25 protein-coding genes, 11 tRNA genes and 1 rRNA gene are annotated in these 25,110 nt (G+C 48.9%); 26 read left to right on the forward strand and 11 right to left on the reverse strand.

Annotation, left to right across the window (positions count from 1 at the left end; genetic code table 11):
* From ACFVVF_RS11660 to ACFVVF_RS11710, 11 genes are all read left to right on the forward strand, one after another.
* Window positions 1-95: ribosomal RNA gene (locus ACFVVF_RS11660) — 23S ribosomal RNA — on the forward strand; the annotation flags it as partial.
* A gap of 79 nt (window positions 96-174) precedes the next feature.
* A tRNA-Asn gene (locus ACFVVF_RS11665) sits at window positions 175-250 on the forward strand.
* A 4-nt stretch (window positions 251-254) separates the two neighbouring features.
* Window positions 255-330 (forward strand) — tRNA-Thr (locus tag ACFVVF_RS11670).
* Window positions 331-345: 15 nt separating this feature from the next.
* Window positions 346-420: transfer RNA gene (locus ACFVVF_RS11675), tRNA-Glu, on the forward strand.
* 27 nt (window positions 421-447) lie between these two features.
* Window positions 448-523 (forward strand) — tRNA-Val (locus ACFVVF_RS11680).
* Window positions 524-532: 9 nt separating this feature from the next.
* Window positions 533-607, forward strand: a tRNA-Gln gene (locus ACFVVF_RS11685).
* Between the two features lie 10 nt (window positions 608-617).
* Window positions 618-693, forward strand: a tRNA-Lys gene (locus ACFVVF_RS11690).
* Window positions 694-715: 22 nt separating this feature from the next.
* Window positions 716-798 (forward strand) — tRNA-Leu (locus tag ACFVVF_RS11695).
* A 134-nt stretch (window positions 799-932) separates the two neighbouring features.
* Complete coding sequence (locus ACFVVF_RS11700) at window positions 933-1,415, forward strand: ferritin-like domain-containing protein (protein ID WP_387809086.1); 483 nt, start codon at window positions 933-935, stop codon at window positions 1,413-1,415.
* Between the two features lie 171 nt (window positions 1,416-1,586).
* On the forward strand, window positions 1,587-1,910 hold the full coding sequence (locus ACFVVF_RS11705; RefSeq protein ID WP_387809089.1) for a hypothetical protein: 324 nt from the start codon (window positions 1,587-1,589) through the stop codon (window positions 1,908-1,910).
* Between the two features lie 216 nt (window positions 1,911-2,126).
* Window positions 2,127-2,627 carry a class F sortase gene (locus ACFVVF_RS11710; protein ID WP_387809091.1) on the forward strand — a complete coding sequence of 167 codons (501 nt, stop codon included), beginning with the start codon at window positions 2,127-2,129 and terminating at the stop codon, window positions 2,625-2,627.
* A gap of 15 nt (window positions 2,628-2,642) precedes the next feature.
* On the opposite strand, the gene ACFVVF_RS11715 is transcribed toward ACFVVF_RS11710, so the two are convergent.
* Window positions 2,643-3,305, reverse strand: a complete 663-nt coding sequence (locus tag ACFVVF_RS11715) for a DUF1232 domain-containing protein (RefSeq protein ID WP_387809093.1) — start codon at window positions 3,303-3,305, stop codon at window positions 2,643-2,645.
* A gap of 169 nt (window positions 3,306-3,474) precedes the next feature.
* Between ACFVVF_RS11715 and ACFVVF_RS11720 the strand changes: the two genes are divergently transcribed.
* The 4 genes from ACFVVF_RS11720 to ACFVVF_RS11735 all read left to right on the forward strand — a co-directional run bounded on the left by ACFVVF_RS11720 (window position 3,475) and on the right by ACFVVF_RS11735 (window position 6,679).
* A complete protein-coding gene (locus ACFVVF_RS11720) occupies window positions 3,475-4,179 on the forward strand; it encodes a manganese efflux pump (protein WP_387809095.1) in 705 nt (234 codons plus the stop codon).
* A 99-nt stretch (window positions 4,180-4,278) separates the two neighbouring features.
* Window positions 4,279-4,839, forward strand: coding sequence for a manganese efflux pump MntP (locus ACFVVF_RS11725; protein WP_387809098.1), 561 nt, complete (start codon window positions 4,279-4,281; stop codon window positions 4,837-4,839).
* Between the two features lie 262 nt (window positions 4,840-5,101).
* On the forward strand, window positions 5,102-6,334 hold the full coding sequence (locus tag ACFVVF_RS11730; RefSeq protein ID WP_387809100.1) for an MFS transporter: 1,233 nt from the start codon (window positions 5,102-5,104) through the stop codon (window positions 6,332-6,334).
* Between the two features lie 126 nt (window positions 6,335-6,460).
* Complete coding sequence (locus ACFVVF_RS11735) at window positions 6,461-6,679, forward strand: hypothetical protein (protein ID WP_387809103.1); 219 nt, start codon at window positions 6,461-6,463, stop codon at window positions 6,677-6,679.
* Window positions 6,680-6,734: 55 nt separating this feature from the next.
* Here ACFVVF_RS11735 and ACFVVF_RS11740 read toward each other — a convergent pair whose 3' ends face one another.
* Together ACFVVF_RS11740 and ACFVVF_RS11745 are read right to left on the reverse strand one after the other, a co-directional pair.
* Entirely contained in the window at window positions 6,735-7,079 is a 345-nt protein-coding gene (locus ACFVVF_RS11740; RefSeq protein WP_387809107.1) for an MGMT family protein, read from the reverse strand.
* A 53-nt stretch (window positions 7,080-7,132) separates the two neighbouring features.
* Complete coding sequence (locus tag ACFVVF_RS11745) at window positions 7,133-7,975, reverse strand: helix-turn-helix transcriptional regulator (protein ID WP_387809110.1); 843 nt, start codon at window positions 7,973-7,975, stop codon at window positions 7,133-7,135.
* Between the two features lie 127 nt (window positions 7,976-8,102).
* Between ACFVVF_RS11745 and ACFVVF_RS11750 the strand changes: the two genes are divergently transcribed.
* A complete protein-coding gene (locus ACFVVF_RS11750; protein ID WP_387809113.1) occupies window positions 8,103-9,374 on the forward strand; it encodes a TolB family protein in 1,272 nt (423 codons plus the stop codon).
* Between the two features lie 45 nt (window positions 9,375-9,419).
* On the opposite strand, the gene ACFVVF_RS11755 is transcribed toward ACFVVF_RS11750, so the two are convergent.
* The 4 genes from ACFVVF_RS11755 to ACFVVF_RS11770 are packed head-to-tail and all read right to left on the reverse strand — an operon-like array spanning window position 9,420 to window position 15,153.
* The gene (locus ACFVVF_RS11755; RefSeq protein ID WP_387809116.1) at window positions 9,420-10,952 is read right to left on the reverse strand and encodes an extracellular solute-binding protein; all 1,533 of its coding nucleotides are present in this window, start codon (window positions 10,950-10,952) and stop codon (window positions 9,420-9,422) included.
* Window positions 10,953-10,992: 40 nt separating this feature from the next.
* A complete protein-coding gene (locus ACFVVF_RS11760; RefSeq protein WP_387809118.1) occupies window positions 10,993-11,865 on the reverse strand; it encodes a carbohydrate ABC transporter permease in 873 nt (290 codons plus the stop codon).
* Complete coding sequence (locus ACFVVF_RS11765; RefSeq protein WP_387809121.1) at window positions 11,865-12,767, reverse strand: ABC transporter permease; 903 nt, start codon at window positions 12,765-12,767, stop codon at window positions 11,865-11,867. The genes ACFVVF_RS11760 and ACFVVF_RS11765 overlap by 1 nt, the downstream gene beginning before the upstream one ends.
* Before the next feature lie 22 nt (window positions 12,768-12,789).
* Window positions 12,790-15,153 (reverse strand): AraC family transcriptional regulator, encoded by a 2,364-nt coding sequence (locus tag ACFVVF_RS11770; protein WP_387809124.1) that lies wholly within the window; start codon window positions 15,151-15,153, stop codon window positions 12,790-12,792.
* 260 nt (window positions 15,154-15,413) lie between these two features.
* On the opposite strand from ACFVVF_RS11770, the gene nfsA reads away from it, so the two are divergent.
* The 6 genes from nfsA (at window position 15,414) to ACFVVF_RS11800 (ending at window position 17,748) form a co-directional block, all read left to right on the forward strand.
* Window positions 15,414-16,154, forward strand: coding sequence for an oxygen-insensitive NADPH nitroreductase (gene nfsA, locus ACFVVF_RS11775; protein WP_387809126.1), 741 nt, complete (start codon window positions 15,414-15,416; stop codon window positions 16,152-16,154).
* Between the two features lie 250 nt (window positions 16,155-16,404).
* Window positions 16,405-17,259, forward strand: coding sequence for an ABC transporter ATP-binding protein (locus tag ACFVVF_RS11780; protein ID WP_387809129.1), 855 nt, complete (start codon window positions 16,405-16,407; stop codon window positions 17,257-17,259).
* Between the two features lie 143 nt (window positions 17,260-17,402).
* Window positions 17,403-17,477: transfer RNA gene (locus tag ACFVVF_RS11785), tRNA-Gly, on the forward strand.
* An 11-nt stretch (window positions 17,478-17,488) separates the two neighbouring features.
* A tRNA-Arg gene (locus tag ACFVVF_RS11790) sits at window positions 17,489-17,565 on the forward strand.
* 25 nt (window positions 17,566-17,590) lie between these two features.
* Window positions 17,591-17,667: transfer RNA gene (locus ACFVVF_RS11795), tRNA-Pro, on the forward strand.
* Between the two features lie 7 nt (window positions 17,668-17,674).
* Window positions 17,675-17,748, forward strand: a tRNA-Gly gene (locus tag ACFVVF_RS11800).
* Between the two features lie 159 nt (window positions 17,749-17,907).
* Here ACFVVF_RS11800 and ACFVVF_RS11805 read toward each other — a convergent pair.
* Together ACFVVF_RS11805 and rsgA are read right to left on the reverse strand one after the other, a co-directional pair.
* Window positions 17,908-18,924 carry a phosphotransferase gene (locus tag ACFVVF_RS11805; RefSeq protein WP_387811408.1) on the reverse strand — a complete coding sequence of 339 codons (1,017 nt, stop codon included), beginning with the start codon at window positions 18,922-18,924 and terminating at the stop codon, window positions 17,908-17,910.
* Window positions 18,921-19,994, reverse strand: a complete 1,074-nt coding sequence (gene rsgA / locus ACFVVF_RS11810; protein WP_387809132.1) for a ribosome small subunit-dependent GTPase A — start codon at window positions 19,992-19,994, stop codon at window positions 18,921-18,923. The genes ACFVVF_RS11805 and rsgA overlap by 4 nt, the downstream gene beginning before the upstream one ends.
* 603 nt (window positions 19,995-20,597) lie before the next feature.
* Between rsgA and ACFVVF_RS11815 the strand changes: the two genes are divergently transcribed.
* The 4 genes from ACFVVF_RS11815 to ACFVVF_RS11830 all read left to right on the forward strand — a co-directional run bounded on the left by ACFVVF_RS11815 (window position 20,598) and on the right by ACFVVF_RS11830 (window position 24,143).
* Window positions 20,598-21,119: a hypothetical protein gene (locus ACFVVF_RS11815; protein ID WP_387809135.1), complete on the forward strand. Its 522-nt coding sequence runs from the start codon at window positions 20,598-20,600 to the stop codon at window positions 21,117-21,119.
* 217 nt (window positions 21,120-21,336) lie between these two features.
* Window positions 21,337-22,323, forward strand: a complete 987-nt coding sequence (locus tag ACFVVF_RS11820; protein WP_387809138.1) for an ABC transporter substrate-binding protein — start codon at window positions 21,337-21,339, stop codon at window positions 22,321-22,323.
* A gap of 299 nt (window positions 22,324-22,622) precedes the next feature.
* Complete coding sequence (locus ACFVVF_RS11825) at window positions 22,623-23,702, forward strand: helix-turn-helix domain-containing protein (RefSeq protein ID WP_387809141.1); 1,080 nt, start codon at window positions 22,623-22,625, stop codon at window positions 23,700-23,702.
* Between the two features lie 6 nt (window positions 23,703-23,708).
* The gene (locus tag ACFVVF_RS11830; protein WP_387809144.1) at window positions 23,709-24,143 is read left to right on the forward strand and encodes a hypothetical protein; all 435 of its coding nucleotides are present in this window, start codon (window positions 23,709-23,711) and stop codon (window positions 24,141-24,143) included.
* Window positions 24,144-24,166: 23 nt separating this feature from the next.
* Here the strand turns inward: ACFVVF_RS11830 and ACFVVF_RS11835 are convergent, their stop codons facing one another.
* Both ACFVVF_RS11835 and ACFVVF_RS11840 read right to left on the reverse strand, forming a co-directional pair.
* Complete coding sequence (locus ACFVVF_RS11835) at window positions 24,167-24,610, reverse strand: WGxxGxxG family protein (protein ID WP_387809148.1); 444 nt, start codon at window positions 24,608-24,610, stop codon at window positions 24,167-24,169.
* A gap of 71 nt (window positions 24,611-24,681) precedes the next feature.
* Window positions 24,682-25,044, reverse strand: coding sequence for a hypothetical protein (locus ACFVVF_RS11840; protein WP_387809151.1), 363 nt, complete (start codon window positions 25,042-25,044; stop codon window positions 24,682-24,684).
* Between the last annotated feature and the right edge of the window lie 66 nt (window positions 25,045-25,110).

Consider the following 25,110-nt stretch of genomic DNA (forward strand, 5'->3'; position numbering starts at 1 on the left):
AAGACCCCTTGAAGACGACGAGGTTGATAGGTTCGGGGTGGAAGCACAGCAATGTGTGGAGCTGACGAATACTAATCGGTCGAGGGCTTATCCTAAATACCCCGATTAGGGGACGCTAAAGTGATACATTTCAATTCGCATCCGGTTTTCAAGGCGCAAAGCTTTGGATCATATTCCCTGATAGCTCAGTTGGTAGAGCACTCGACTGTTAATCGAGTTGTCACAGGTTCGAGTCCTGTTCGGGGAGCCATTATGCTCTCATAGCTCAGTAGGTAGAGTGCATCCATGGTAAGGATGAGGTCACCGGTTCGATCCCGGTTGAGAGCTCCAGGACATCTTATATATGGCCCGTTGGTCAAGGGGTTAAGACACCTCCCTTTCACGGAGGTAACAGGGGTTCGAATCCCCTACGGGTCACCAACAACTTCTTATTAGCAAAGCGCCTTTGGAGGCTTAGCTCAGCTGGGAGAGCATCTGCCTTACAAGCAGAGGGTCGGGGGTTCGATCCCCTCAGCCTCCACCAGTTAGCCGATGGGGATTAGCCAAGCGGTAAGGCAACGGACTTTGACTCCGTCATTCTCAGGTTCGATCCCTGAATCCCCAGCCATTTTTAATAAGAGCCATTAGCTCAGTTGGTAGAGCACCTGACTTTTAATCAGGGTGTCGAAGGTTCGAGTCCTTCATGGCTCACCATTTTTATCCTAGCTTCACCCATGCGCGTATGGCGGAATTGGCAGACGCACCAGACTTAGGATCTGGCGGGCGACCGTGGGGGTTCAAGTCCCTCTACGCGCACCATATCATGAGAAAACCCTTGTAGCTCAAGGGTTTTTTGCTGTTTATTTATCTAATTCAAGCGTGTTGATTTTAGGAACCGACATAGGCAGATACTCATATACTTTGTATATACTAATGTCGGGGGGGACACAAACTTGTATCAAGTACCTGTATACTGGGGAAATCCATATTATATAAGGGCCGATTTTGTACCTGTCTGGAGCACAAGCTTCCCAGAAGCATTACAAATGATAAAGGAAGCGGTACAAGACGAACGTAACGATGAGCTGTTCTACGATGAATTGATCAATCTGGCTCCCTCCCAAGAACAGGTTGCTATTATCGAAAGCATCCGTAATGATGAGCGCGGCCACAATCAAATGTATCGAGAGATGTATCGGGCTTTGGCGGGACAGGAAATTACAGGCATCAGCAGTGAGCAATATGAGCGGGTTCATTCCTATATAGAAGGTCTGCAACGCGCCTTGATGGGGGAGTTAGGGGCGGTGGAGAAATACCGCAGGATTTGGTTTGGCTTACCTGTGGGGATCTATAAAGATACGGTATTCGGTATTATATTGGATGAGCTAAAGCACGCTGCAAAATATAATTATCTTATTACATTAAACCTGAGGTAGTCATTTTATTCCGTTCCAACGGTTAAGCGTACCTATATCATGAGAAAACCCTTGTAACCAAGGGTTTTTTGCTTTTTAAATGCTGAGTCATACTGGAAGTTATTCGCACCAATAAGCTATGAGGAAAAGGGCAAAATGTATGTGGGCAAACCCCAACAGGAGGTCATACACATGAAAAAAATGATCGTTGCAGTTGTATCCGCATGTATGTTGCTTTCCGCAGGTTCTGCAGCCTATGCTGCTGCTCCAACAACAGAGAAGAAGCATCATGAACAAAAAGCTCATGAGAAAAAGGTTCACGCTAAAAAAGTGCATGCGAAAAAAGTGCACAAAAAGCATGTTAAGCAACTGCATGCAAAGAGCGTAAAAAAGGCGCATAAGCTTCATGCTAAAGGAACAAGTGAAGCTAAAAAACTGCATGCAAAAAGCTTCTCAACAAAAGCGACAAAAATGCCGAAATCCGGTTTCGGCGGTGCAAGTGAACAAACCGAATAAGGGGAATAAAGAGGGGGCCGTCCCCCTCTTTACTTTTATCAGATGAATAATAAATGGATTGTATATTTGCTGATGCTAATGATTATATCCATAGGCTGCAGCGCCTGTTCGAATTCGGCTAAAAAACCTCCTTCAAACCCTCCAGCTAAGCATCTAACCGAGTTCAATAAGAGCCGTACTTCACCGCCAGCAGCAGAGCCCCAAATACCTATTGTATTGAAAACGCTGGTTCAGAGTATAACGCCAACAGCCTTAACCGGAATTGTACCGGTTGAATTGTTTATTCCAGCGATTCAGCTGCAAGCGCAGATCGAGCCCGTATCCGTTCTGGAAAACGGTCAAATGGATATTCCCCAAAGTACGGATAAGGTTGGCTTTCTCAGCACGGGCACTTTGCCAGGTGCGCTCGGTAATGCTGTTATGGATGGGCATGTCGACAGCTATACTGGGCCTGCTGTTTTCTTTAAATTGAAGAGGTTGAAGCCAGGGGATGAAGTGCTGATTAGGAACAAAAGCGGCCGTGTGCTTCAATTTAACGTAGAATCAGTTGAAACCTTCAAAACAGCCGATGCTCCGGTTCAAAAAATATTTGGTCCTGCAGATGGGGCTCATCTGAACTTAATAACGTGCACCGGCAAATACAGCAGAAGCAAAAAAGAACATGAGGCCCGGCTCGTCGTATTTACCAAATTGCAGGAAGTCCGTTATGGCCAATAGGTTATAACGGTTTTTTTATGCGGTGAAGCCTTGTTGATTCAGACGGTCGAGTACCAGATGCACAGCAATTGCATCGTCCAGATAGCCGATCGGGAAGATATAGTCGGGAATGATGTCCGCCGATAAAATGAAATAAAGTAATGCGCTGCCGAGTACGGAACGATCTTGTCCAAGTGTCTCTTCATTGCAATACTGCATATACATTTTTTTCAGATGCTCGATGAAAGGACCTGCACCGTTAACTTGTTTAACTTTCGCAAGAAACTCATCGCAGATCATACGATGGCCTTCTTCAGTCCGAGCATACTGCTCATATTTATCGAGCTCCTGCGCAATGCGCGCTGTTGTCACATCCGGATCGTATAGATTAGAATTGCCGAGCATGTCTTTTATCGTATGAAGCGAATCGAAGATTCCGGTATCGCTTTCGTTTTTGTCGCCAGCCATCTCATAACCGGATGCTTCTATCAGTTTTTCAAGCGGAATTTGCAAATGTTCGGAAAATGCTTTCAAATGAATGAGTTTGGGCTGCTGTTTCCCATTCACGATTCTCGATATGGTTGCGGTATCGATGCCGCTAAGACTGCCAAGCTTACGCATAGAGAGCGAACGCTTTTTGATCAAGTATTTGATCAAGTCTCCGAGAGCATGTTCCTTCGATTGATCAAACCCATCCATTCTTATCCCCCCAGTCTCTTCTTTCTATAGTATATGAGGCTCTGTTGAGAAATTTACCATGCAATCGCTCATCAACAAACAAATGATTGTTGAGTTTTTCTCAATGTACTTGCACTTAAATCTCAACAATACATACATTGTTAGCAAATACAACTTGAGGTGATCACAAATGACTTGGCTGCTTATTCTTGGTTTCACTATTTCATCGAGTTTGGATAATTTAGGAGTTGGACTTTCTTACGGTATTCGGAAAATACAGATTGGAGTCGTTTCAAATTTGCTCATTGCTGCTGTATGCTTCTTGTTTAGTTATTCGGGCATTTGGTTTGGAAAATGGATTTCTGCTGTGCTCCCGGGTGTGCTTCCCGTCCTTCTCAGCGCCTTTGTCCTTCTCATCATCGGACTTCGTATCATTCTGCTATCCGTGCCGCGTAAAGTGCAAGAAACAGCGGGGCAGACAGAGCTATCAGGAGGAGAACAGGAACAGCAAGGACGAGAAGGAGGGCCAGTCGCCGTTGGTGAAGTAGCTGCCGGATCTGCTCCGAGACCAAGAGGACTATCTGCGATTTTACGGAATCCGGAAAGTGTGGATTTGGATAAATCGAATCATATCGGAATACTCGAATCACTGATTCTAGGAGCTGCTCTTTCGGCCAATGCACTGACTAATGGACTGAGCGCCGGTCTGCTTGGGATATCGCCAATGATCATTTCATTAATGGCCGCAGGCGGCAGCTTCCTGACTGTATGGCTTGGGGTATGGATAGGCTGCAAAGTTGCAGGCGTGAGGGTCGGCCCCTTTACGTTAGGGCAGTTTGGAACGATGGTGAGCGGTATTATACTCTTATTAATCGCAGTAAACAGCTTCTTCTAAGCGTTAACGGATACAACAATGCATAACACCATTCAACCAACTCTAGCATATTCTATTTAGTAGATTCTACTTGTAGTAGATGAGAGAGGGGGTTGAATTATGCATTGGATTTCAGTTGTAATGATCGGTTTGGCTTCTAATATTGATAATCTGGGAATTGGCGTATCGTTTGGCACACGTTCGACCAAAATTCCGATTCTATCGAATCTGTTAATTGCCGTTGTTGGTATGGCTGCCGCCTATATATCGATTACGATGGGGCATCTCATATCCGGGTATATGAGTCCAAGGCATGCTAATTTCTTTGGCGGTATTATCATCATGGCATTAGGCGTAAGAAGCATCCGATTCAAAGCTTCGGCTAAAGTTGAGTCAAGCCCGCTTGTGCTTGGCGATTATGAAAAACAAATTTCATGGCGTGAATCGATATCATTAGGTCTGGCACTTTCATTGAATTGTCTGGCTACAGGATTTGGGGCAGGGGTAAGCGGTGTTTCTCCTGTTATGACAGCAATCTCTGTGGGGGTATTCTCCTTGATAACGGTGGCTCTCGGGGTGCGTATCGGGCATCAGATTTCAAAAAGCTGGATAGGCAAATACTCAAGTCTAATCGGAGGGTTGATGTTAATTGCTATTGGTCTTTATGAGGTGTTTGTGTAATTAAGCGGCAAAAAGCGACCTGTGCAGGCCGCTTTTTGTTGTCTTGATAATGCTTCTGGCATGATTCTATGGAACAAGTAATTGGCATAAGCAAAGCGATTAAATCGTAATATAAGCTACTCGACTTAAAAATAGGAATTGTTATACTAGTTATATAGCATTGCCAATTATAGCCTAAATGGCTGATGGAATTTACAGCAGCTCATGCATACATAGGAATGGACATATTATAAGTAATATTGATATCGATAGAGGTGCGGGGATGAACCATTCCAATGATAATCCAAACGGCGGGACGACACGCTGGTCCGTCTTGATCGCTTATGCATGTCTTGCGGCAGTAACGCAGCTCCTATGGGTGACATACACGCCAATTACAACGGCATCCGCCGAAAGCTGGGGCGTTTCCATCGATGCTGTGGGCTGGCTTGCGCAGGTGTTCCCGCTCCTGTATGTCATACTGGCTGTTCCCTTTGGCTATTGGGCTGATCGTCGTTTCAAAAGCTCATTAGCCGTTGGGATAGCTGCGACCGTAGCAGGCGCTGTACTGCGAATACTGCCCGGCTACGCGTGGGCGCTCGCTGGACAGATTATTATTTCTATCGGCCAGCCGCTTATCCTTAATGCGATTAATAAGCTGGCAGGTCAATACGCGGCTCCTGCTAAACGCCCGATTGCGATTGCGGCGGGGACGGCAAGCTTGTTTGTTGGCATACTGATCTCAACGGTGAGCTCGCCATATCTGATGGAGTGGGGCGGTCTTGAATCCATTCACCTTATTCAAGCATCGTTTGCCGTTATTGCAGGCGTCATATTGCTGTGGGCACTGCGAGCTCCGGCATTATATAGCGATAACACGAGTGCAGGCATAACTGTTCCTGCATCTATCCGCACGGTTTGGGCTTACCCTTGGGTACGGCTTTACAGTCTGCTTCTATTCGCGGGCTTTGGATTGTTCGTTACTTTAACGACATGGCTGGAAGTGCTGGCGATCCCGGTCGGGCTCAACTCGGCACAAGTAGGACTTGGCATCGGCGGCATGACGCTTGCCGGTATCGCCGGGGCGGCTGTTATTCCCGGTTGGGCTGCGTCGGGGGGAAGAGCGAGAGGGGCATTGCTGGCATCGCTGATAGTTAGCGCGGCAGCTTTGACTGCCCTTGCATTAGGAGCATCATTTCCGTTATTCATCGGACTATTCGCGATAACAGGCTGTTTACTGCTTGCCAATCTGCCGGTAATTCTCTCATCAGCGGAGAAGCGGGCTTCTCTTGGTGAAGCGGGCACGGTGGCCGGCCTGCTGCTCATGTTCGGCAATCTCGGCGGCATCGTTCTGACGCTTGCGGTTCAGCTCCTGTTGAATCATCGACCCGCTGCCATCGGTCTGCTAATTGCGGTCGTGCTGCTGGCGATTCCGATTGCCTGGCGATTTCCTAGAGAAGAGGCAAGTTCCCCTAGTTCCTCTCTTGAGAATAGTGAAACGCCGCATCATTTCTAGTCATCTTGCAAAACCTGATATGCAGCAAATTTTAGTTCTGTGGTATGATGGCTATAAGGCCTAATAAGCGGAAGAATGCAGCGAAAGACAATTATTATTTTACTAACGAGCGCAGCGAGGTAAGCTATGGATCAAGTATTCGCAGACGGAACCGAGATTATGGTGAGCGTGACCTCTCAGACAAGAGACGCGTATGTTAAAATCATTGAACAATGGTACAAAAGTCCAAACGGATTCCTTGTCCAAACGACGGCTTCCGGCATGTATATTAAATTTACGAAGTATTTAACCAAACAACAGAAAGCCGAGCTGTTGCAGATTATACGAGATCTTAACTATTCTTAATAGACCAGTCAGGAATCATTTACCCTATAATAGGGGACATGATTCCCTTTTTATTTTATAGACGGTCATGATCATGATCTTCAGGCACATAACGGTATTGCTCCAGATCGATACGGCCGTTCCGATAAAGCTCTACACCTTCGCCCTCTAGATAAAGCATCTGAAGCGAGCGCGATTCATCGTCCATCATCGCAACCTCTCCTTTGGCGTTAACGACCCGGTGCCAAGGCAGCTTATGCGCCTTGCTCATGGAGTGCAATATCCGCACGACCTGTCTTGCTCCTCTAGGACTTCCGGCAGCAGCCGCAATTTGCCCGTATGTCATGACATAACCCTCGGGTATTTCTTTAATAATGCGAAGCACTCTTTCCGTAAAAGGTAGCAATTTGCTTTCCGTCATCAACCTCAATCTCCTTCTTCTCTTTGTAGCTTTCTCTAAGCATAGCACAGCTCTCAATCGAAATAGATATCTTTGCGAATACCGGCCTGCTCCCGCTGGCGCCACTCTCCAGGGGACATGCCTTCCACTTCTTTAAACACGCGGGTAAAATGGTAAATCGTCTTGAACCCGACCTGCCACGCGATCGTTTTCAAGCTGCCGGATGTCCTGATAATAAGCTTTTGTGCTTGCTCCACCCGGACTTGGCGCAAATATTGCGAGAATGTCATCCCGTAACTGGCACGGAATACACGGCCTAAGTAGCTGTTGCTGTAGCCGATCTCATATGCTGCGTCATTCAAGGTAATATCCTGGGCAAAATGAGCCTCGATATAGGCGGCCAGCCTTTGCGCCGCCTCTTGCGGCTCGTAGGTGAGCGCCGCCTCTTGTTCTGCTGCAGCCGAAGCATTTGGTTCAGCCAAACTTCGTTTTCTAGCCAGTTGATAGATCAACTGGCTCAGCATCAGAGCAGATATGGCCTGATAGTAGGACTGCTTGCCGTCGCCTTCGCTGCGGATTTTCTCCAGCAGCGGCTTTATTTGTCCATCATCGTCCGTGAAGGCGCCTGCACAGCCGAGTGCGGCATCAAGCAGCTCCTCATCGTACAGATTGAACTTCAGATCCAGCGTTCGGCTTGCCCGGCCGCCTTGGGGGGAGAAGCCATGCATGACGCCGGGGGCAATTAGAAAAAAAACGCCGGGAGAGATCGGAACGGCTTGCTCATCCAGCGTAAAGCGGCCGTTCCCGTCGACGAAATAAATCAACTGAAAGAAACGATGCTGATGGGGCTCCAGACGATCGCCCCGCTTGTACTCATAACGGGCGGCCCATTGAATTTGCAATCCATGACGGTTCATGCCAACAGCCTCCTGATTTCATTCGCGCTTAGCGACAAAGATAAGCCGCTCCCGGATAAACCCGCTTCTTCGGACGGTATTACAATGAAGGGGATCATCCATTTCATGCGTAAAGGAGTTATGTCCCTTGATCATTAGTGAGAAATTTCCGCGTTATACCGGCTTCAATCCGCTAGTTCCCGTATGGTGCCTGACGCCTGACAGCAAAGGCAGCTTTCACCGTTTTTTCGATACCTCGGCGGTCAGTCCATCCGGCCGCTATGTCGCGGTGCTGCAAATGCCGCAGGAGGACAGGCTGCCCGAGCCGGGAGAGACAGCGAGCATCGCCGTCATCGATCTGCATACCGGGGAAGAGCGGATCGCTGCGAGCACCCGCGGCTGGGAGCCTCAGCTTGGTGCGAACATCAACTGGGGTCCAACCGATGAGAAGCTATATTATAATGACGTCGATACTGCGATATGGGAGCCGGTCTGCATCGAGCTTAATTTATTGACGGGACAAAAGCGCAGCCTTGAAGGCGGTATTTATAAAATATCGCCGGATGGCCAGACGATCATCTCTGCATGTATGAAGCGGATGCGCCGGACGCAATTTGGCTATGGTGTCATGGTACCGGATGTCTTCGTTCCCCGCAATACCGGCTTTCCGGACGATGACGGCCTGTATGCGACTGATGTGCAGACGGGGAATCGGGAGCTGCTCGTTTCGTTGCGGCAAATCGTGGAGCAGGCTCAGCCTGCTATCGACTGGGAGCGCTACGCCGGCGGCGAATGCTACGGATTCCATTGCAAGTTCAATCCGCAGGGCGACCGCTTGATCTTTACGATGCGCTGGTTCAAATCGGATGAAGAGCAGCCATGGAATATGCTGCACAAGCAGGCGTTAAAGTTCTGGGTGTTAACGATGAAGCCGGATGGAAGCGATATCCATGTGGCTGTCGGACCGGAGCAATGGGACAAGGGCGGCCATCATATCAACTGGTTCCCGGACGGGCGCAGACTATCGATGAATCTATGTCTGGATGGCGACAAGCAGTTGTGCTTGGTTCAGGTGAATGAAGACGGTACGGAGCTTGTCAAAATAACGGAAGCCGTACCCGGCTCCGGTCATCCCACTGTGCATCCGAACGGAAGGCATATGCTTACCGATGCGTACGAGAAAGAAAACGTCGCGTTCGATGATGGTTCCGTACCGCTAAGGTTTATTGATCTGGAAAACGGAACAGAGGAGTTAGCAGTCCGGATACCGGTTGGCAACCCTGTAACGAGCGTCACGCCGGTTCTGCGGGTAGATCCGCATCCCGCATGGGCACCGGATCAGCGCCATGTCGTATTTAACGGTTATGTCGACGGCACGCGCCGCGTTTTTATTGCCGATTTTGGCCCTCTCTTGAAATAGCTGAAAGACCCCTTGCCGTCTTAGAGCAAGGGGTCTTTCCTTGTTTTATCCTTTTCTTGCGGCGTAAGCGGTGTTCATTTCTTCGATAACCTTCATGTAGCTGGCATCGGCCTTCAACGTATCAACATAACGGTCCCAAGCTTCAATGGATTCTTGGCCCATAATGATTTTGGTTTTGAGATCATTCATTTTTTTCGTATAGTCCGGACCGATTTTGAGCCATGTATCGGATATGAGGCCAACACTCGGATCGTCGACGGAATGGGAAGTCCGCTCGTCTACGATTTGCTTGTTGCGCTCGAACAGCTCCTTCGGCATGCCGGTTCGGTAAGCCCATAAGTAAGGATCGGAACGCTCAAACACTTTGCCGAATGAGCTTTGGGATACGCTGTCCTTGAACGCCTGCTCAGTGGCTGTTTTGAAGCCGTCTTCGCCTACCGTATAATGGACGCCTTCGATGCCGAAGCACGCGAGCGTGAAGCCTTCCTCGGAAGCGCCGTAATCCATCAGCGCCAGAATGCGTTTCATTTTATCCTCAGGCACCGATTTCGGGATGAGGAATACGCCGCTGAAGCCCGGCGAGGATGGCGCATACGTGCCTGCGTCCGATTCCAGATAGCTGAGCGGCAGGAAGTTCGCTTGCGGTTCGGTCTTAATCAGCTCGGCTTGGACACGCCAGATTGCTTCGATCGTGTTCGGGTAAATGCCGACTTTACCTGTCTTGGCCAAGTCTTCAGATTGCGTCTCCTTCATAATGGCATAATCGGCAGGCATGTAGCCGGCTGCGAACACTTTATTCAGCCACACTAGCGCTTCACGCGTGCCAGGCTCGAAGGTCGTGTCGATCAGCTTGCCGCCGGTTTCCTTCCATTTGCCGTTGCTATGATTGAGCACGCCTTCAGCCCAGCCCAGATCGTTGCGGGGAAGAAGCGGGATTGTATCTGCAACGCCGTTGCCGTCCGGATCCTGCTCAGCGAAGGCTTTCATGACGTTGAACAAATCATCCAGCGTGCGAGGCGTTTCCAGCTTAAGCTTCTCCAGCCAATCCTGGCGGATGATCGGCAGCCATGGGCCGCCGTGGGACGGACGAACGGAAGGAATGACGTAGTTTTTGCCGTCGATTTTCGTCTTTTCCCATGTTGCTTCCGGGTACTCCATCAGGTGCGGATAGTCTTTCAGGTACGGGCTCAAATCCCAGAATGCGCCTTGCTTGATCATTTGACGCATCAGCGAGTTGTTGAAGTCGAGCACCTTGACCAGATCCGGCATTTCGCCGGATGCCAGAATGAGGTTGATTTTATCCCCGTAGCTGTTAGGAGACGTCCACATGATGTTCAGCTTCGTATTGGTCTTTTTCTCAAATTCCTTCAGCACGGGATTGTCAGGCCCAGGAGCCTCCGGCGTATTGAATTCCGTAATGATGCTGATCGATACGGGCTTATCGTCGGAAGCTTTCGGGGACGACTTGTCGCCTTGATTGGATGGATTGGATGAATTGGAGGCGCAGGCCGAGAGCAGTGTAACGGCGAGACAGGCGGTCAGCATCAGCTTCACCCAATGGTTGATTTGCTTTTTCATAGAAAGAAACCCTCCCTTTATTTTTTTGCGGATATAGCAGCTATTCTTTAATGGAACCGAGCATAACGCCTTTAGCAAAATGCTTTTGCAGCAGCGGGTAGATCATCAGAATTGGCGTTGTCGCTACGACGACGGCAGCCATTTTCAACGTTTGGGCGGGCAATTGCTGTTCATTCATCAGCTCTGCGGCACCCGAGCCTTGTGATGAGGTGGAAGATTCGATCAATATGTTCTGCAGCAAAATTTGCAGCGGCCATTTCGTAGAATCATTGATATAGAGAACCGCGTTGAAATAGGTGTTCCAGTAGCCGACGGCGTAGAAGAGGCCAAATGCGGCCATAGCCGGCAGCGACAGAGGCAAAATGATGCGGAAGAAGATACCGATATCGTTATAGCCGTCCACCATAGCGGCTTCCTCCAGCGCTGGCGGAATGCTGTCGAAGAAGCTTTTCATCAAGAAAACATACCAGCCGCTGCTCAGTACAGGCAGAATCAACGACCAGATGTTGTTGATAAGATGAAGGTCACGCACGAGAATGTAATGCGGAATGATACCGGGACTGAACAGCATCGTGAAGAGCACCATCAGCATGAGCGGTTTGCGGATTTTTAAGCGTTTTCGGGAAAGCCCATAGGCAAGTGTAGCGGTAACCATGAGACTAAGTACCGTGCCTACCGTCGCCAGAAAGGTGCTGACACCCGTTGCGCGAATGTATGAAGCGGTGGACAGGATGTATTTGTACGACAGCAGCGACCATTTTTCCGGAAAGAGTACAAAGCCTTGCTTGGCGATATATTCGGCCGGGTCGGTGAACGAGACGACAAATACATAGTAGAGCGGGAAGAGAGTTGCCAGTCCAACCAAGGTCAGAATGAAAATATTGACGATATCGAACAGCTTGCCTTCTTTCATTAGTACAGTCCCTCCTCGCCGAATCGTTTGGCCAGCTTATTGGCGCCGATGACCATGAGCAGGCCGATGACCGACTTGAACAAACCGACGGCGGTGCTGTAGCTGAATTGGCCTTGCTGAATGCCGTTGCGGTAGACATAGGTTTCGAACACGTCCGCAACATCGGTGACTGCGCTGTTCATCATCAGGAAGACTTGCTCAAACCCGACGTCCATAATGCTGCCCAGCCGCAGAATCAAGAGCGTAATGACGACGTGGCGGATGCCGGGAAGCGTGACATGCCAGATTTGCCGGAGCCGGCTGGCGCCATCGATTTTGGCAGCTTCATTAAGCTGCGGATCGATGCCGGCCATCGCCGCCAGGAAGATGATTGTACCCCAGCCGGTCTCCTTCCATATGCTCTGTACAGTGAGCAGCTGCCAGAAGATGCCCGGATTCGTCAGGAAATTGTACGGCTCGAAGCCGAAGCTCACGAGCAGCTTGTTAATGATGCCTCCGCTTTGGGACAGCAGCAGAAACGTAATGCCCGAAATAATGACCCAGGACAGAAAATGGGGCAAATAAATAACGGACTGGATGACGCGTTTGTACCGTTTCAGGCGAAGCTCGTTCAGCATAAGGGCAATGATGATTGGCATTGGAAAATAGAACAGTATGTTCATCAAGCTGATCACCATCGTATTGCGGAAAATCAGAAAGAAATCGGGATTTTTGAACAGGGTGACAAAATGCTCGAACCCGACCCAGGGACTTTTCCACATGCCCATATAAGGCGAGTAATCTTGAAAGGATATGACGATGCCCCACATCGGCACATATTTGAACAGCAGGAAATAGATGACGCCCGGTAAAATAAGCAAATATAAAAACAGATCTTTCCGTATGCCGGTAAGAACCTTCATAACCTCGTTCCTCCTAAAGCCGTTACTCAGGTGCATGCTTCTCACGGTATTGTCCAGGCGTGAGACCTTCGTGTTTTTTGAACGTGCGATTGTAATAAGCGGGCTGATAGCCAACCTGTGCGGCAATTTCGCTAATTTTCAAATGCGTGCCGACAAGCAATTCCTTTGACCTGTTTAATCGTAAACGGGTTAAATAATCAATGAAGTTAATGCCGGCAAACTGCCTGAAGCTGACGCTAAGCTTTTGCGGGTAAGTACCGAATCGTTCGGCGCAGTCCTCCAGCGACAGATCCTGCATGTAATGCTCCTGCATGAGAGCGATCACTTTCTCAACCGTCTGTTTGATCTCCATATCCTTATGCGACTGCATTTCCTCCATAAAAGGCGCGAGTACAGAAGCATTGAACCAGTTCAGCATGGCAGAGGGCTCTCGGAGCTGCAGCAGCTGCTCGTACAGATTAACCCCTTTGTATAACTGTTGGGGATTGCTGCCCATCTGCATCATCGTAAAAAGAACGTTGCCCAGCAATTGCAGCATCCCCTGCTGAATAGCGTAAGCATTGGACGATTTGGCGCGCAAAGCGTCCATGAAAGCTTCGGCATGCTGGGCGGCCTGCTCCTCCATACCTGATTGCAGCGCTTGGAGAAGCATGTTTCCTTGCAGGAAAGGATAGGTGGAAGCGGGCTCTCCCGCCGGCGCTGCTGCCTCTGTATCGATTACCGAATCGCCGGCATCGCTTCCCCGGTGGCGCATCGCTTGGCGGGTATCCTCCAGCATAATGGACAACAGCTTCGCGGAAGTCGTTACCCGGCTGACGCCAACGTTGGCTTGAAGCTTCAGATAGGTCTGCAAAGGTGCGATCAGCGTCCTGCCGAATGCCGAGACGGAGCCTTTGATCTGCTCCTTGGCCAGCTCGGCAGAATGGGTGAACAGCACCCCGATCGTCAAGTCTTGGAAATTAATGACGTGAGCATGCAGGAACAGCGGGGAGTGTTCATACCGTTGCTGCTCCTGAAGCATCTCCTCCATAATGTTGGCAGCCGCGAACGTAAGGAGCCGGTCGTCGCCGCTCGTCAAATTGCCGTAGCGGTTGGCAAACCCGCTGAGCTCCACCAGCAGCATGGAATAGCAGACGTTGTCCGTCGGCAGCTCGTATTGTTCGAATTGCTCGCGGATCCGGTAGTCCGGCAAGGCATTCAGATGCCCCTGCACGAGCTGCAGCACGAATCCTTCTCGCAGGGCGGGCATTGCCTTCTCCAGCTTGAATTTCATATCCGTCCTTTCCCGGAGCAGGTAGTTCCATCTTGACTCGATGAACTGCACCTCATTTCTTCTTGGTGCATCAGAGACGGATGCAGGCTGATCATATCCAAATACTCTGGTCAAATGGAGCAAAGGCCGGTAAAGCTGCTTCGATGCGAGCCACGACAAAATAAAGGCAATGATCAGTCCCAGTATGCCTGCGAATAAAGGCAGCTTGAATATCCGCTCTACCGGCTTGATCAGATGGGACAGCGGCGTTGCGCATACGTAGAGCCAGCCTGTGCTTTTCAGATGACCATAGGTGACGACGTACACTTCCTTGTTCAAAGAGTAGGAGAAGGAACCAGCGCTTTTCCCGCTGTTCTGTACGGCAGTAAGTATAGCGTCGTTTAACTTGGACTTTTCATCATCGCTTCCTGCAGGGTACGCCGCGCTAGTAACCAGATAATCTTGCTCAGGTCCTAAAATGAATGCGCTTCCTTTTTCCGGCGGGCTAAGCTGCTCCACCAAGGAGGCAAGCTCCCCCTTATTAAGGTCCACAATAATTGCACCGTAGGCGGGGTCGCTTAATACCGGAACCTTTTGCACTAGCGACAAACTCAGCGTATTATCGGTGCGATTCTCTACAGCATCCAGCCGGTCTGTCCAAAAAATCATCTGCTGCTGCTCCAGCAGAGGGAGGTAGCTCTCCGTGAACAGCTCATGCGAAAGCGGGCGGCTCCCATTCTCTCCATCGATAAGAAGCGGCTTGTCGCCTCCGAGCAGCAAGGAGACTTGGCTAATGAGCGGGTCCGATTGCTTCATGACGACCAGCTGATTGAACAGATCGAGCGTATAGCGGACATCCTGCCCGATCGAGTGGCCCGGAAGCTCCATAATGAGCGGATTGTACGCCCATTGATTGACGGTCATTTTCAATTGAGTGAGCTGAGCATCCATCCTCTCTGATACTTGCGCATACTGAAGCTCCTGGGTGCGGCCGACCTCCCGTTCAATTTCGCGAATCCCTGTGTAATAGGTTAGGATAGCTAATGAAATTAACGGGATGCTTGAGATGAGCAGCGTAATGATTAAGCTCTTGTGGAAGAAGCTGACGTTGTTCCGGGGTCTGCCATTTTTCATTCGATCGAATCCCTTTCTCCGTCTGCATACCCTCACTATAGGAGGGAGTATCCTTGCAGACAATTGGACATTTTTATGGTGACGCGCTTATCGCATTGGATATTTTTCTTATAAAACGTTGCACTTTTTTAGCAGATAGCCATTAAGCACGGCGTACCGCTTCATTTTACACGGAAGCGGCATTTTGACACAGGGGCTGGAGTCTTTTTCCCGGGACATGCTAGTATGAGAATATACGTGAGGAAGAGGAGGGACAAGCTGTGAACGAAACGATACAACTGATGCTGGGGCATCGTTCGATTCGAAAATTTAAAGAGGCTCCAGTCGCTAGGGAGCAGTTGGATGCCATTATAGAGGCGGCGCAGTATGCGTCCACGTCCAGCAATATGCAGGCTTTCACCGTTATTCGCATTACCGATGCCGGGCTGCGGGAACAGCTTGCTGCGCTGGCGGGCAATCAGGCGTATGTGTCGCAATGCCCGGAGTTTCTGGTGTGGTGCGCCGATTTGCACCGGTATGAACGGGCGGCAGCTAGAGCGCTTCCGGAAGGCGAGGAGCACCGCAGCACGACGGAGAACTTCATCGTTGCGACGGTCGACGCTGCGCTCGCTGCGCAAAATGCAGCTATTGCCGCCGAATCGCTTGGGCTTGGCATCGTCTATATCGGCGGCTTGCGCAACAATCCTAGGGAAGTATCAGAGCTGCTTCGTTTGCCGCAGCATGTATATCCGGTGTTCGGCATGTGCATTGGCGTGCCGGATCAGGAGCCGCTTGTACGGCCGCGTCTGCCGAGAGAGGCTATTCTTCATGAGAACGGATATTGCGAGGAGCGTATTGATCCTGCGATTGATCAATATAATGTAACGTTGAGCCATTACATGGCTGAACGGACGAACGGAAAGGCCGCAACGAATTGGTCGGAAGCGATGGCGGCCAAGAAGAATGCTCCGCGGCTGCATATGCGGGAGTTTTTGCGGGAACAGGGCTTTAGGTTGGAGTAGGGCAGTTGGAACAGAGGCAGGGAAGAGGAAAGCGGGTTAGAAGAGCACGCAGCGCAGTTTAACATTTGAGGCGATGCCGTGAACAAAATAAAAAGGAAAACGGTTTTTTTGGAATTAAAGCTCCAGCGGCATTGACATCGGTGGTGAGAACTATTATCATTAAGTAGTGCTAATGATAATTGTTATCATAAAATTTTCACCAAATAGATGACATCCCGGAAAACGGGCTTGGAAGGAGCGTGCAAGTCAAATGATTCGCCTGACGACTTCGAATCTGGACATTGCTTATGATGATCGCCTTATCGTTCAAAATCTAAATATCGCTATCCCGCAAGGCAAAATTACAGCGCTTGTGGGTTCAAACGGATCTGGCAAATCAACGATTCTGAAGACGATGGCACGCTTGATGAACCCTGCGGGCGGTCAAGTGATGCTGGACGGCAAGTCCATCCATAAGCAATCGACCAAAGAAGTGGCGAAGCAGCTTGCAATTCTTCCGCAAAACCCGACTGCACCGGATGGCTTGGCAGTAGCCGAGCTTGTCTCCTACGGACGTTTCCCTTATCAGAAGGGCTTTGGCTCCATGACAAAGGACGACCGTAAAATCGTAAGCTGGGCAATTGAAGCGACGGGAATGGCTGAATTTGCCGACCGTCCTGTAGATCAATTGTCCGGTGGTCAACGTCAGCGCGCTTGGATCGCGATGGCTTTGGCGCAGGAAACGGATATTTTGTTCCTCGATGAGCCTACTACATTCCTTGATATGGCGCATCAGCTGGAGGTTCTCCATTTGCTGCAAAAGCTGAACGAGCGCAATCAGCGTACTATTGTTATGGTTGTCCATGATTTGAACCATGCGTCCCGTTATGCGCATCATATGATCGCGATTAAAAAGGGGACGGTCGTTGGAGAAGGATCTCCGGTTGAGGTTATGACACCGGACATTATGCGTGAAGTGTTCAATATTGAGGCTGATATCGTACCGGATCCGCGTACGGGTGTACCGCTTTGCCTGCCGTTTGCGCTGGCAGCCGAGCCGGTTGCAGACAAAGCGATGGAGCAGCTTGCCCCGGCTCCGGCCATGTTGGCCGCTGCAGGAGCGTAGCCTAAACGACGGAAAAAGCTGTGCCGTTGCCGGCACAGCTTTTTTTTCAAAAAAATTAAAATAACAGTTGCATTCCTTTCGTAAAGGTGATATATTATTACTTGTCGCCGCGATAATAATCGCAGAAACGACAAACATAACATGCGGAAGTGGCTCAGCGGTAGAGCATCGCCTTGCCAAGGCGAGGGTCGCGGGTTCGATTCCCGTCTTCCGCTCCATAACTTATTTTGCGGCCTTAGCTCAGCTGGATAGAGCGTTTGACTACGAATCAAAAGGTCAGGAGTTCGAATCTCTTAGGCCGCGCCACTTTTACTTACTTAATTGCAATTGTCGGGATGTAGCTCAGCTTGGTAGAGCACCTGGTTTGGGACCAGGGGGTCGCATGTTCAAATCGTGTCATCCCGACCAGTTATATGCGGGTGTAGTTCAATGGTAGAACTTTAGCCTTCCAAGCTAATAGCGTGGGTTCGATTCCCATCACCCGCTCCATCTAATTAAATCCCGAAAGCCTTGCGCAGCAAGGCTTTTTTTGTTTTTGTTTTTCGACATGCCTTGAGTCAACCCTCTAGTTTTGGGGCAGACTATGGGGCAGATTTTTTTAGGAAACTCCGAAAACCCGCTGCAAGGGCTCTCGGAGTTCTTTTTAAGTCAATCCTGCAGAGGGCTGGTCTTCATTTTGTAAATTTGTTGAAGCGTATGAACCCACTTTATTTTCTCATTATCATCCTCAGTGTGGAGATACCACTCCACAAGCCTGTAACCGAATCCGAGAAGGATCAGCTCATAGACGCAATTATCGGCGATAGAGGCTGCATCGGTATACTCCGAAAAGCCTTTGTAATATGCAGGGATACATCGCTGGTAGTATTCGACCATGTGATCGATATCTGCTTCATCTGCAATGAGGCTTGCGAGATCCTCGCCCAGGTAGCCCCATCCGGAAGTATCCCAGTCGATGAGTGCGATTTTCCCGTCGGCATAGATCAGGTTTGTCACCCAGAAGTCCCGATGGCATAGCACGAGTGGCAATTTTTCGATGCGGGCAAGTATCTCGTCTGCGTGCTCATCGATGTCGATGAGCATTTGCCGTACGTGCTGCGGGAATTCACACTCCTCCGAGCGTATATAGTCGTAGACGACCGGCCATGACCGGTAATGCAAATACGTATTCTTCATGAGATCTGCATGGCTAAGGTTGGTTAGGCTATGCAGCACAGCGGGCTGCTCTGCATACAGCTTGCCTTGATAGCGTCCTAACTCCAGCGCGGCTTGTTCATACATGTCGCTGGTTAAGTCTAAGCCGGTTACGCCATCGATATATTCCAGCCAGAGCTGAAATTTAGTTTCTTCAGTATTCATCTCGGCGTGATAACATGCCGGCCAGCGGAGGGCATCTGAGAACGTCGCTCCCAGGTCAGACGCATAGAGATCATATTCCCGGCGCCATGAGCCCGGATCGCCGTAGCGCTCCCATTTATTCTGGACTTTTAACACGATACGATAAGGCAATTTTTCACCATCCGCAGCTTCGGCGCTCCCCGATACCAGACATACATCTCCCACAGTTCCTCCCTGCAGCGGCAAGGCTTGATAGTCGGCTGAGATAATATTCTTCTTGAACCGTTGGCTTAAGGTATTAATAAGCGTTTCGAGTTTTAAATTCATTTTTTCCATCCCCTGTTTTTCTTCGTTTGCTTGCTCCATATCGTAATCGTTTTGTTTCGAGCATTCTTGTCGATGAGGTAGCTCGCTTTATCCTGAATAAACTTGTTCTCATGCTGCTGAGCAATATAATGCTCCAACCGTTCACGCGACAGTGAACCGTCGGCAAGTGCGGCGAGAACGGCACAGCCCGGCTCGGTCTGGTGGCGGCAATGTGTAAATCGGCATTGGGGGAACCATTGCTCCACATCGTTAAAGCTAGCGCGTATGCCTTCGTCGGCATTAAACAGCCCAAGCTCGCGCATACCCGGCGTATCGATGACCATCGTACCGGAGGGGAGCATGAACAGCTGACGATGCGTTGTCGTATGCCGTCCCCGGCTGTCGGCCTCACGGATCGTCTGAACCTTCATTACGTCCTGTTTTATCAGCGCATTTAGCAGAGATGATTTACCGACACCGGACATGCCGAGAAAGACGACTGTTTTACCAGGCATCAAATAGAGAGCGAGTTCGTTCAGCCCAAGACCTGTATGACTGCTGATCGCGTGAACCGGCACATCAGGGATGCTTTGTGTGACTTCAGCGAGCGGAAGCTTATAATCTTCAACGAGATCAGCTTTGGTCAGAATGACGACGGGCTGGCCGCCGCTCTGACTGGCTTGTGTCAGGTACCGCATAATACGGGTAACATTGAAATCCCAATTCAGAGAAGAAAGGATAAACACATAGTCAAAGTTGGTGGCAACAACCTGCTCCCGCACAGTTTTGACATAGCCTGCGGCATGCCCTGAATAATTCGCGCGTGAGAACTGGGAACGACGGGGAAGTACCGTAACGATGAGAGAATCTCCGCTATCGTTGTAGTGCAGCAATACAAAATCACCGACGCACGGAAAGTCTACACGCGTTTCCGCATTGTGATAGAACGCTCCTTTGAGCACTGCCGTTACTTTACCTTGCTCGGTCATTACCGTGAAACGCTCGCGTCGAAGCTCAGTCACCCTGCCAGGCAATAATCCGTCCGGAATTACTTCTATTTCTGTGTAGCCATAGGTTTTCAAATCCATCATGTTTTTTTTGATAGCTCCTTTAATGTTGTTTTTTGGACGCAAAAATGCCGCGGACAAGCAGCCTCTAAAGAAGCTGCTGTCGCGCGGCATTAAGACGCAAAAAAGATACGACCTTCATCGTATCTGCAAACAGCAATATTCACGAAAGGTTACTTTGGACGGCATACCAAATAATGCGGGTGATTCCCGCTTTTTTCACATATGCCTGCTATTCGGTTTTAAGACCAAACCACCATATAAGTAGCTGCCATTCAAAACATCTCCCTTCGTGTCAGGAACTTGCTTATCGCTAAGCTGTATATAAAATAACCTATTCTGGAAAAAAAATCAATGGATTAAGAACATGATCCGCTGGGGAGAAGCAACTTTTTCTCAAACGTGAGCGTTTATAGTTGATGAAGCTTTTTTGGGCAATGATGAGGGAACGATACAGGTTTCTCTGCCTTGTAAATACCTGTCCAGTGTTGGCAAATACCACTATTCAGTTGTCAATCTAGATGACGCTTGCTAGAATATAAAGATGTCCGTTAGCCTTTGTACAAGCTCAATTAAGCGGCGGAAACTATTTCATGAAAATGATAAGCTGGAAAGGATACTTTAAAAATGAAATTTACATGGAAGCGTACAGCGTTAGCTTGCGCGCTGGTTGTATGTCTAGCGTTAAGTGCAGGCTGTGCTAAAAGCAGCAGTAACAGTAATGAAGGCGGAATTCCTACTTTTACGGATATCGATAACGTAAATACAGGCGAAGATCCAGTTTTGGGCAATCCGTTTGAAGCCGCTGGAGTAAGCGACCCTATCGCATTTGGCAAAATGTTTCGAGATGTTCGTATCTCGGCCATGATTCACCATAAGGAAAAGCTGGCTGATCTTATTCTTTATCCGCTTATGGTTCATGACGGCAAAGAATCACGTACAATCGAGGACAAGGCTCAATTCCTCGAAGAGTACGATACCATCATTACAGCTGATGTTGAGAAAGTGCTGAAGGACCAGAAGGTCAATGGTTTGTCGGCTACGAAAGATGGGGTAATGGCAGGCAAAGGGGAAGTCTGGTTCCGTGCTACAAATGATAATCCTCAAAAATACGGCGTTTTCGCTATACTTACGGCTAAAGTGAAGTGATGATAATAAAAAAGGTATCTAACCGTCGTTAGTTCGACGGTCAGATACTTTTTTTTCGTTCTGTTATGAAGAGCCGCAAGCTCAGCATTTACTTTTGTCCCAAAAAAATTACAACGTTTCTCCATTGTTTCAACGAGCGATCTTGATTATGATGCATTATTAGAGAATGATTATCATTATCTTATATTATATCATTTTATTGGGGGACTAAAGTCAGATGTATACAGTACGAAAAATTGTCGTCACGATAGCAGCAATAGCTTTGACCGCCGCTATGCTAGCGGCTTGCGGCGCGAAGGCCAATGATAATGTAAGTACGGGGAACGCAGCAACTACAGAGTCAAGTTCAAGCCCGAGCCCCGTAGAAGCAGCGACAAGGTCTGTTGTGGATTCTAAAGGCCACACGGTAGAGATTCCAACTCATCCTGCAAAGGTTGTATATACAGGCAGTGATCTAGGAGATGTACTGGCACTCGGAATTAAACCTATCGGTGCTGACCTCGAGGTCATTGCTGATCAAGTTGCGTATTCAGACTTGCTGGCAGGCATTGAGGATATTGGTGAAGCCTCTGCAAATCTTGAGAAGATACTTGCGCTTGAACCAGACCTTATTCTTATGGATAGCGGCGGTACCTACTACGATACTAAGGACTATGAGGCGCTTAATAAGGTGGGACCAACCGTCACGTATGACAGGCTGAAGACCTTTGAGCGCTTGCTTACAATCGGAGAGCTATTAGGCAAGAGACAGGAAGCCGAGAAATGGATTAATGACTTTAAAGTAAAAGCAGAGGACGTTAAAAAGCAGCTGGATGTAAAAGAAGGCGAAACGGCTGCTGTGTTCATTCGTTTAGGCAAACAATTTTACGTGATGGGGGATAGCGGCTTCGCCAATATTTTATACGATACGCTTGGTTATGTGCCTACGCCCAGAATTCAGAAGGAATTGATTGATAAGAATGAAAGATTCACGGATATATCAAGTGAGGTTTTGCCTGAATACTCCGGAGATTATCTGTTTATTCTCACGGATGATGACGAGGCGGCGAGGTCGGAGGCCACTTCTTTTACCCAGGAGAAAGTGTTCCAATCCATTGAAGCGGTAGCTAATAAACGAGTCTATTACATTGAGACGAAATGGAATTTTGATGATCCGGTTACGAAGGACAGACTGTTGGATGAGCTGCCGAAAATTTTGAAATAAAAGAGTCGGTGGAGTCCTGGATTAGAAGAGAAGAGGCTTGCAACTTGATGTTGCTAAGCTTCTTTTTATTTTATACAATTAGCTCATAATTGATAATCGTTCTCATGTAAGGAGGACTTGTATTGGAACAGGACGAGCAGAAAACGCCATCGCTTCTTCATGTCCGATTTTCCATCGTTAAAGCGGGTATATGGGATAGCCGTAGCAGGCATCCAATAGCTTCTAGCGTACTGGAAGGGCATCACAGGATAGTTGTATGTGCGAAAGGCTGCGGCCATCTTCTCCTTAATGGCAAGGCTATGCAGGCTAGATCCGGCACAGCCGTGATTATACAGCCTGAGAGTCAACTTATGCTGGAGCAGTTCAGGGACAGCGGCTTTTTCGGCTATTGGGTTACTTTTGATATTTACAGCCAAGGGTGGAGCAAGCCGCTATTGCATATGCAGGAATGCTTTCCCTATGAGCAGATGCTGGCTCCGGCTCTGTTTATGAAAGTGGTCGATTTGTTTGAACAGCTTGTTGACGAGCGCCCTAATACAGGTACGCTGGAGTTATTTAAGCAGCAGATACGACTACAAGAACTTCTGTTATTATTGCTTGAAGCTCCGAATGAAGCCTCGCCAAGCGATACGGAAGCCAAGCGGGCTGTAGAGCGGTCGGTTGCTTATATGGAAGAGCATTATGATGAAAATATAACGGTAGAGCTGCTGGCAAGGCAGGCAGGCGTTCGGCGCTCGGAATACAGTGCTTTGTTCCAACAGCTTACCGGCCATAAGCCTTTGGATTACTTAACAGAGCAGCGATTGAAGCGTGCTAAGGAACTCCTGCTTCTGTCCAATCGACCGCTTCGAGACATTGCGCATCATATCGGATTCAGGGATGAATATTATTTCAACCGCAGGTTCCGGCAAGCTATGGGTATTTCTCCCAAACAATATGCGCGAACTCATCCAAGCAAGCTGAATATATCGGATGACAGGGGCTTGGGGATTGAACTTCCGCTTCAGCCGCAGCGCTCCAAAATTGTCGTTGTCGGTTTTCCATTAGGACATCTGATGGCGCTTGGAGTTAGGCCGATAGGTGCGGATATGACCGTAATCGGCAAACAGGTTGTGTATCAGAATGAGCTCCAGCATGTTCATGATATTGGGCCAAGGGAGGATTTTGAAAAAATAAAAGCGTTAGAGCCGGACTTCATTTTCTGCTGCAGCACGGTCAATATGGCGGAAGTTCCTATGTCCCGTATCGCCCCAACCATGGTCGTTGATAGAGCGGCTTCGAACTTCGAACAGCTAAGACTAATGGCTGCTGTTGTCGGAAAGAGTCCCTGTGCTGAACAGTGGATAAGGGTCTATAAGGCGAAGCTCAAGGCAATGTGAAGCCAATTGCGGCCGGCTATTGGGGATAGTGAAACGGCTGCGGTCCTTGTAATCGTTGATGGGGAGCTGTACGTGATGGGGTCGAATGGTCTAACCTCTACAATCTATCATCCGCTTGCATTTAAGCCTTCTAAGAAGATTAAGGAATTAATTGAACACGGGATTGATTTTCGGCATGTAGCTGCTGATATGCTGCAGACGTACGCCGGAGACCGGCTGTTTTTATTGGTGGGCGAGGATCAGGTCTCGCTGGTTGCAGAGAAGCTGCTATCACAAAGTGCACATTGGCAGGGGCTATTACCTGTACAAAGGAATTTTGTCTATCGAATGCATGCCAAATGGAACTATGATGATTCGATTACTTTAGAACGACTACTGAATGTTCTCCCATGCGTGATGGGCAATTCTAACTCAATTCATCGAATAAGCAGCCGCTCCTAGGAGCGGCTGCTGCATTAGTTTTGTTACGTTCTTTCGCGGTTGCGGCTGCGCATGCCTGCTAAGCCGAACAGACCCAGCAAGCCGAGCCATCCCCAGCCAGAGCCTCTGTTAGTTGCGGTCGTAGCAGCTGCTGTAGCTCTATAGCGGTTGCCGTTAACCGTTGTGTCATAATAACCGGCATTATGGTTATTGTAAGAATAGCCTCTATAATTGTTGGCATTCATGCCTGCACCTGTGCCATATTCATAAGTGCCTAGACCGTTCCCGGTTGAGAAACCGCGTCCAGTACCGTTATACGTTCCGTTGGTATAGGTACCATAAGTGCCGGAATTGTTCTGGTAATTGGAGTATGGTGTTATCGGCGAGACGGTGCTATTGCTGCTCATGGAGCTTTGATTGGCATAAGCCGAAGCCGATATCGTCAGGGTCAGACATGTAGCCAGCATAAAACCAACTGTCTTTTTCATTGGATAATCCCTCCTGATATGAATGATTATTTATGAAAGTACTTGCTGAAACACTCAAGCTGGGGTTGCTTCTATTGGAAGCCCCGAAGATTGTGATGGTCATAATGCCCTTGTTGTTGCTGTTGATGCTGCGGCTGGAAGCTGTTCATCGAAAATTGCTGCTGAGCAGCAGCAGTTTGCTCCAATTGACGGCAAATTTGAGTAACCTGCTGCAATTGTTGCACCGCTTGCTGATGGTTTTGCAGCGCTGTTTGGATGATTTGTGCAGCGCGCTGCTCTTTTTGAGCGATGTCTTCAAGCGTTCTTGCATTTTGCTGCTCTTGCTGCAGCAATTGCTGATACATTTGGGAAGCTTGCTGCGTTTGCTGGATCATTTGTTGGGCGATTTGCTCGCATTGGTTAATTTGGCTCGACAAGCTTGAGTTCTGGTACATGTGTTCAGCCTCCAAGTAAGTGAGATGTAGTACCCACCTATTTTCTTCACATTCGGCGTCCATATG

It is taken from the genome of Paenibacillus sp. NPDC058174 (assembly GCF_042883865.1).
GTDB lineage: Bacteria > Bacillota > Bacilli > Paenibacillales > Paenibacillaceae > Pristimantibacillus.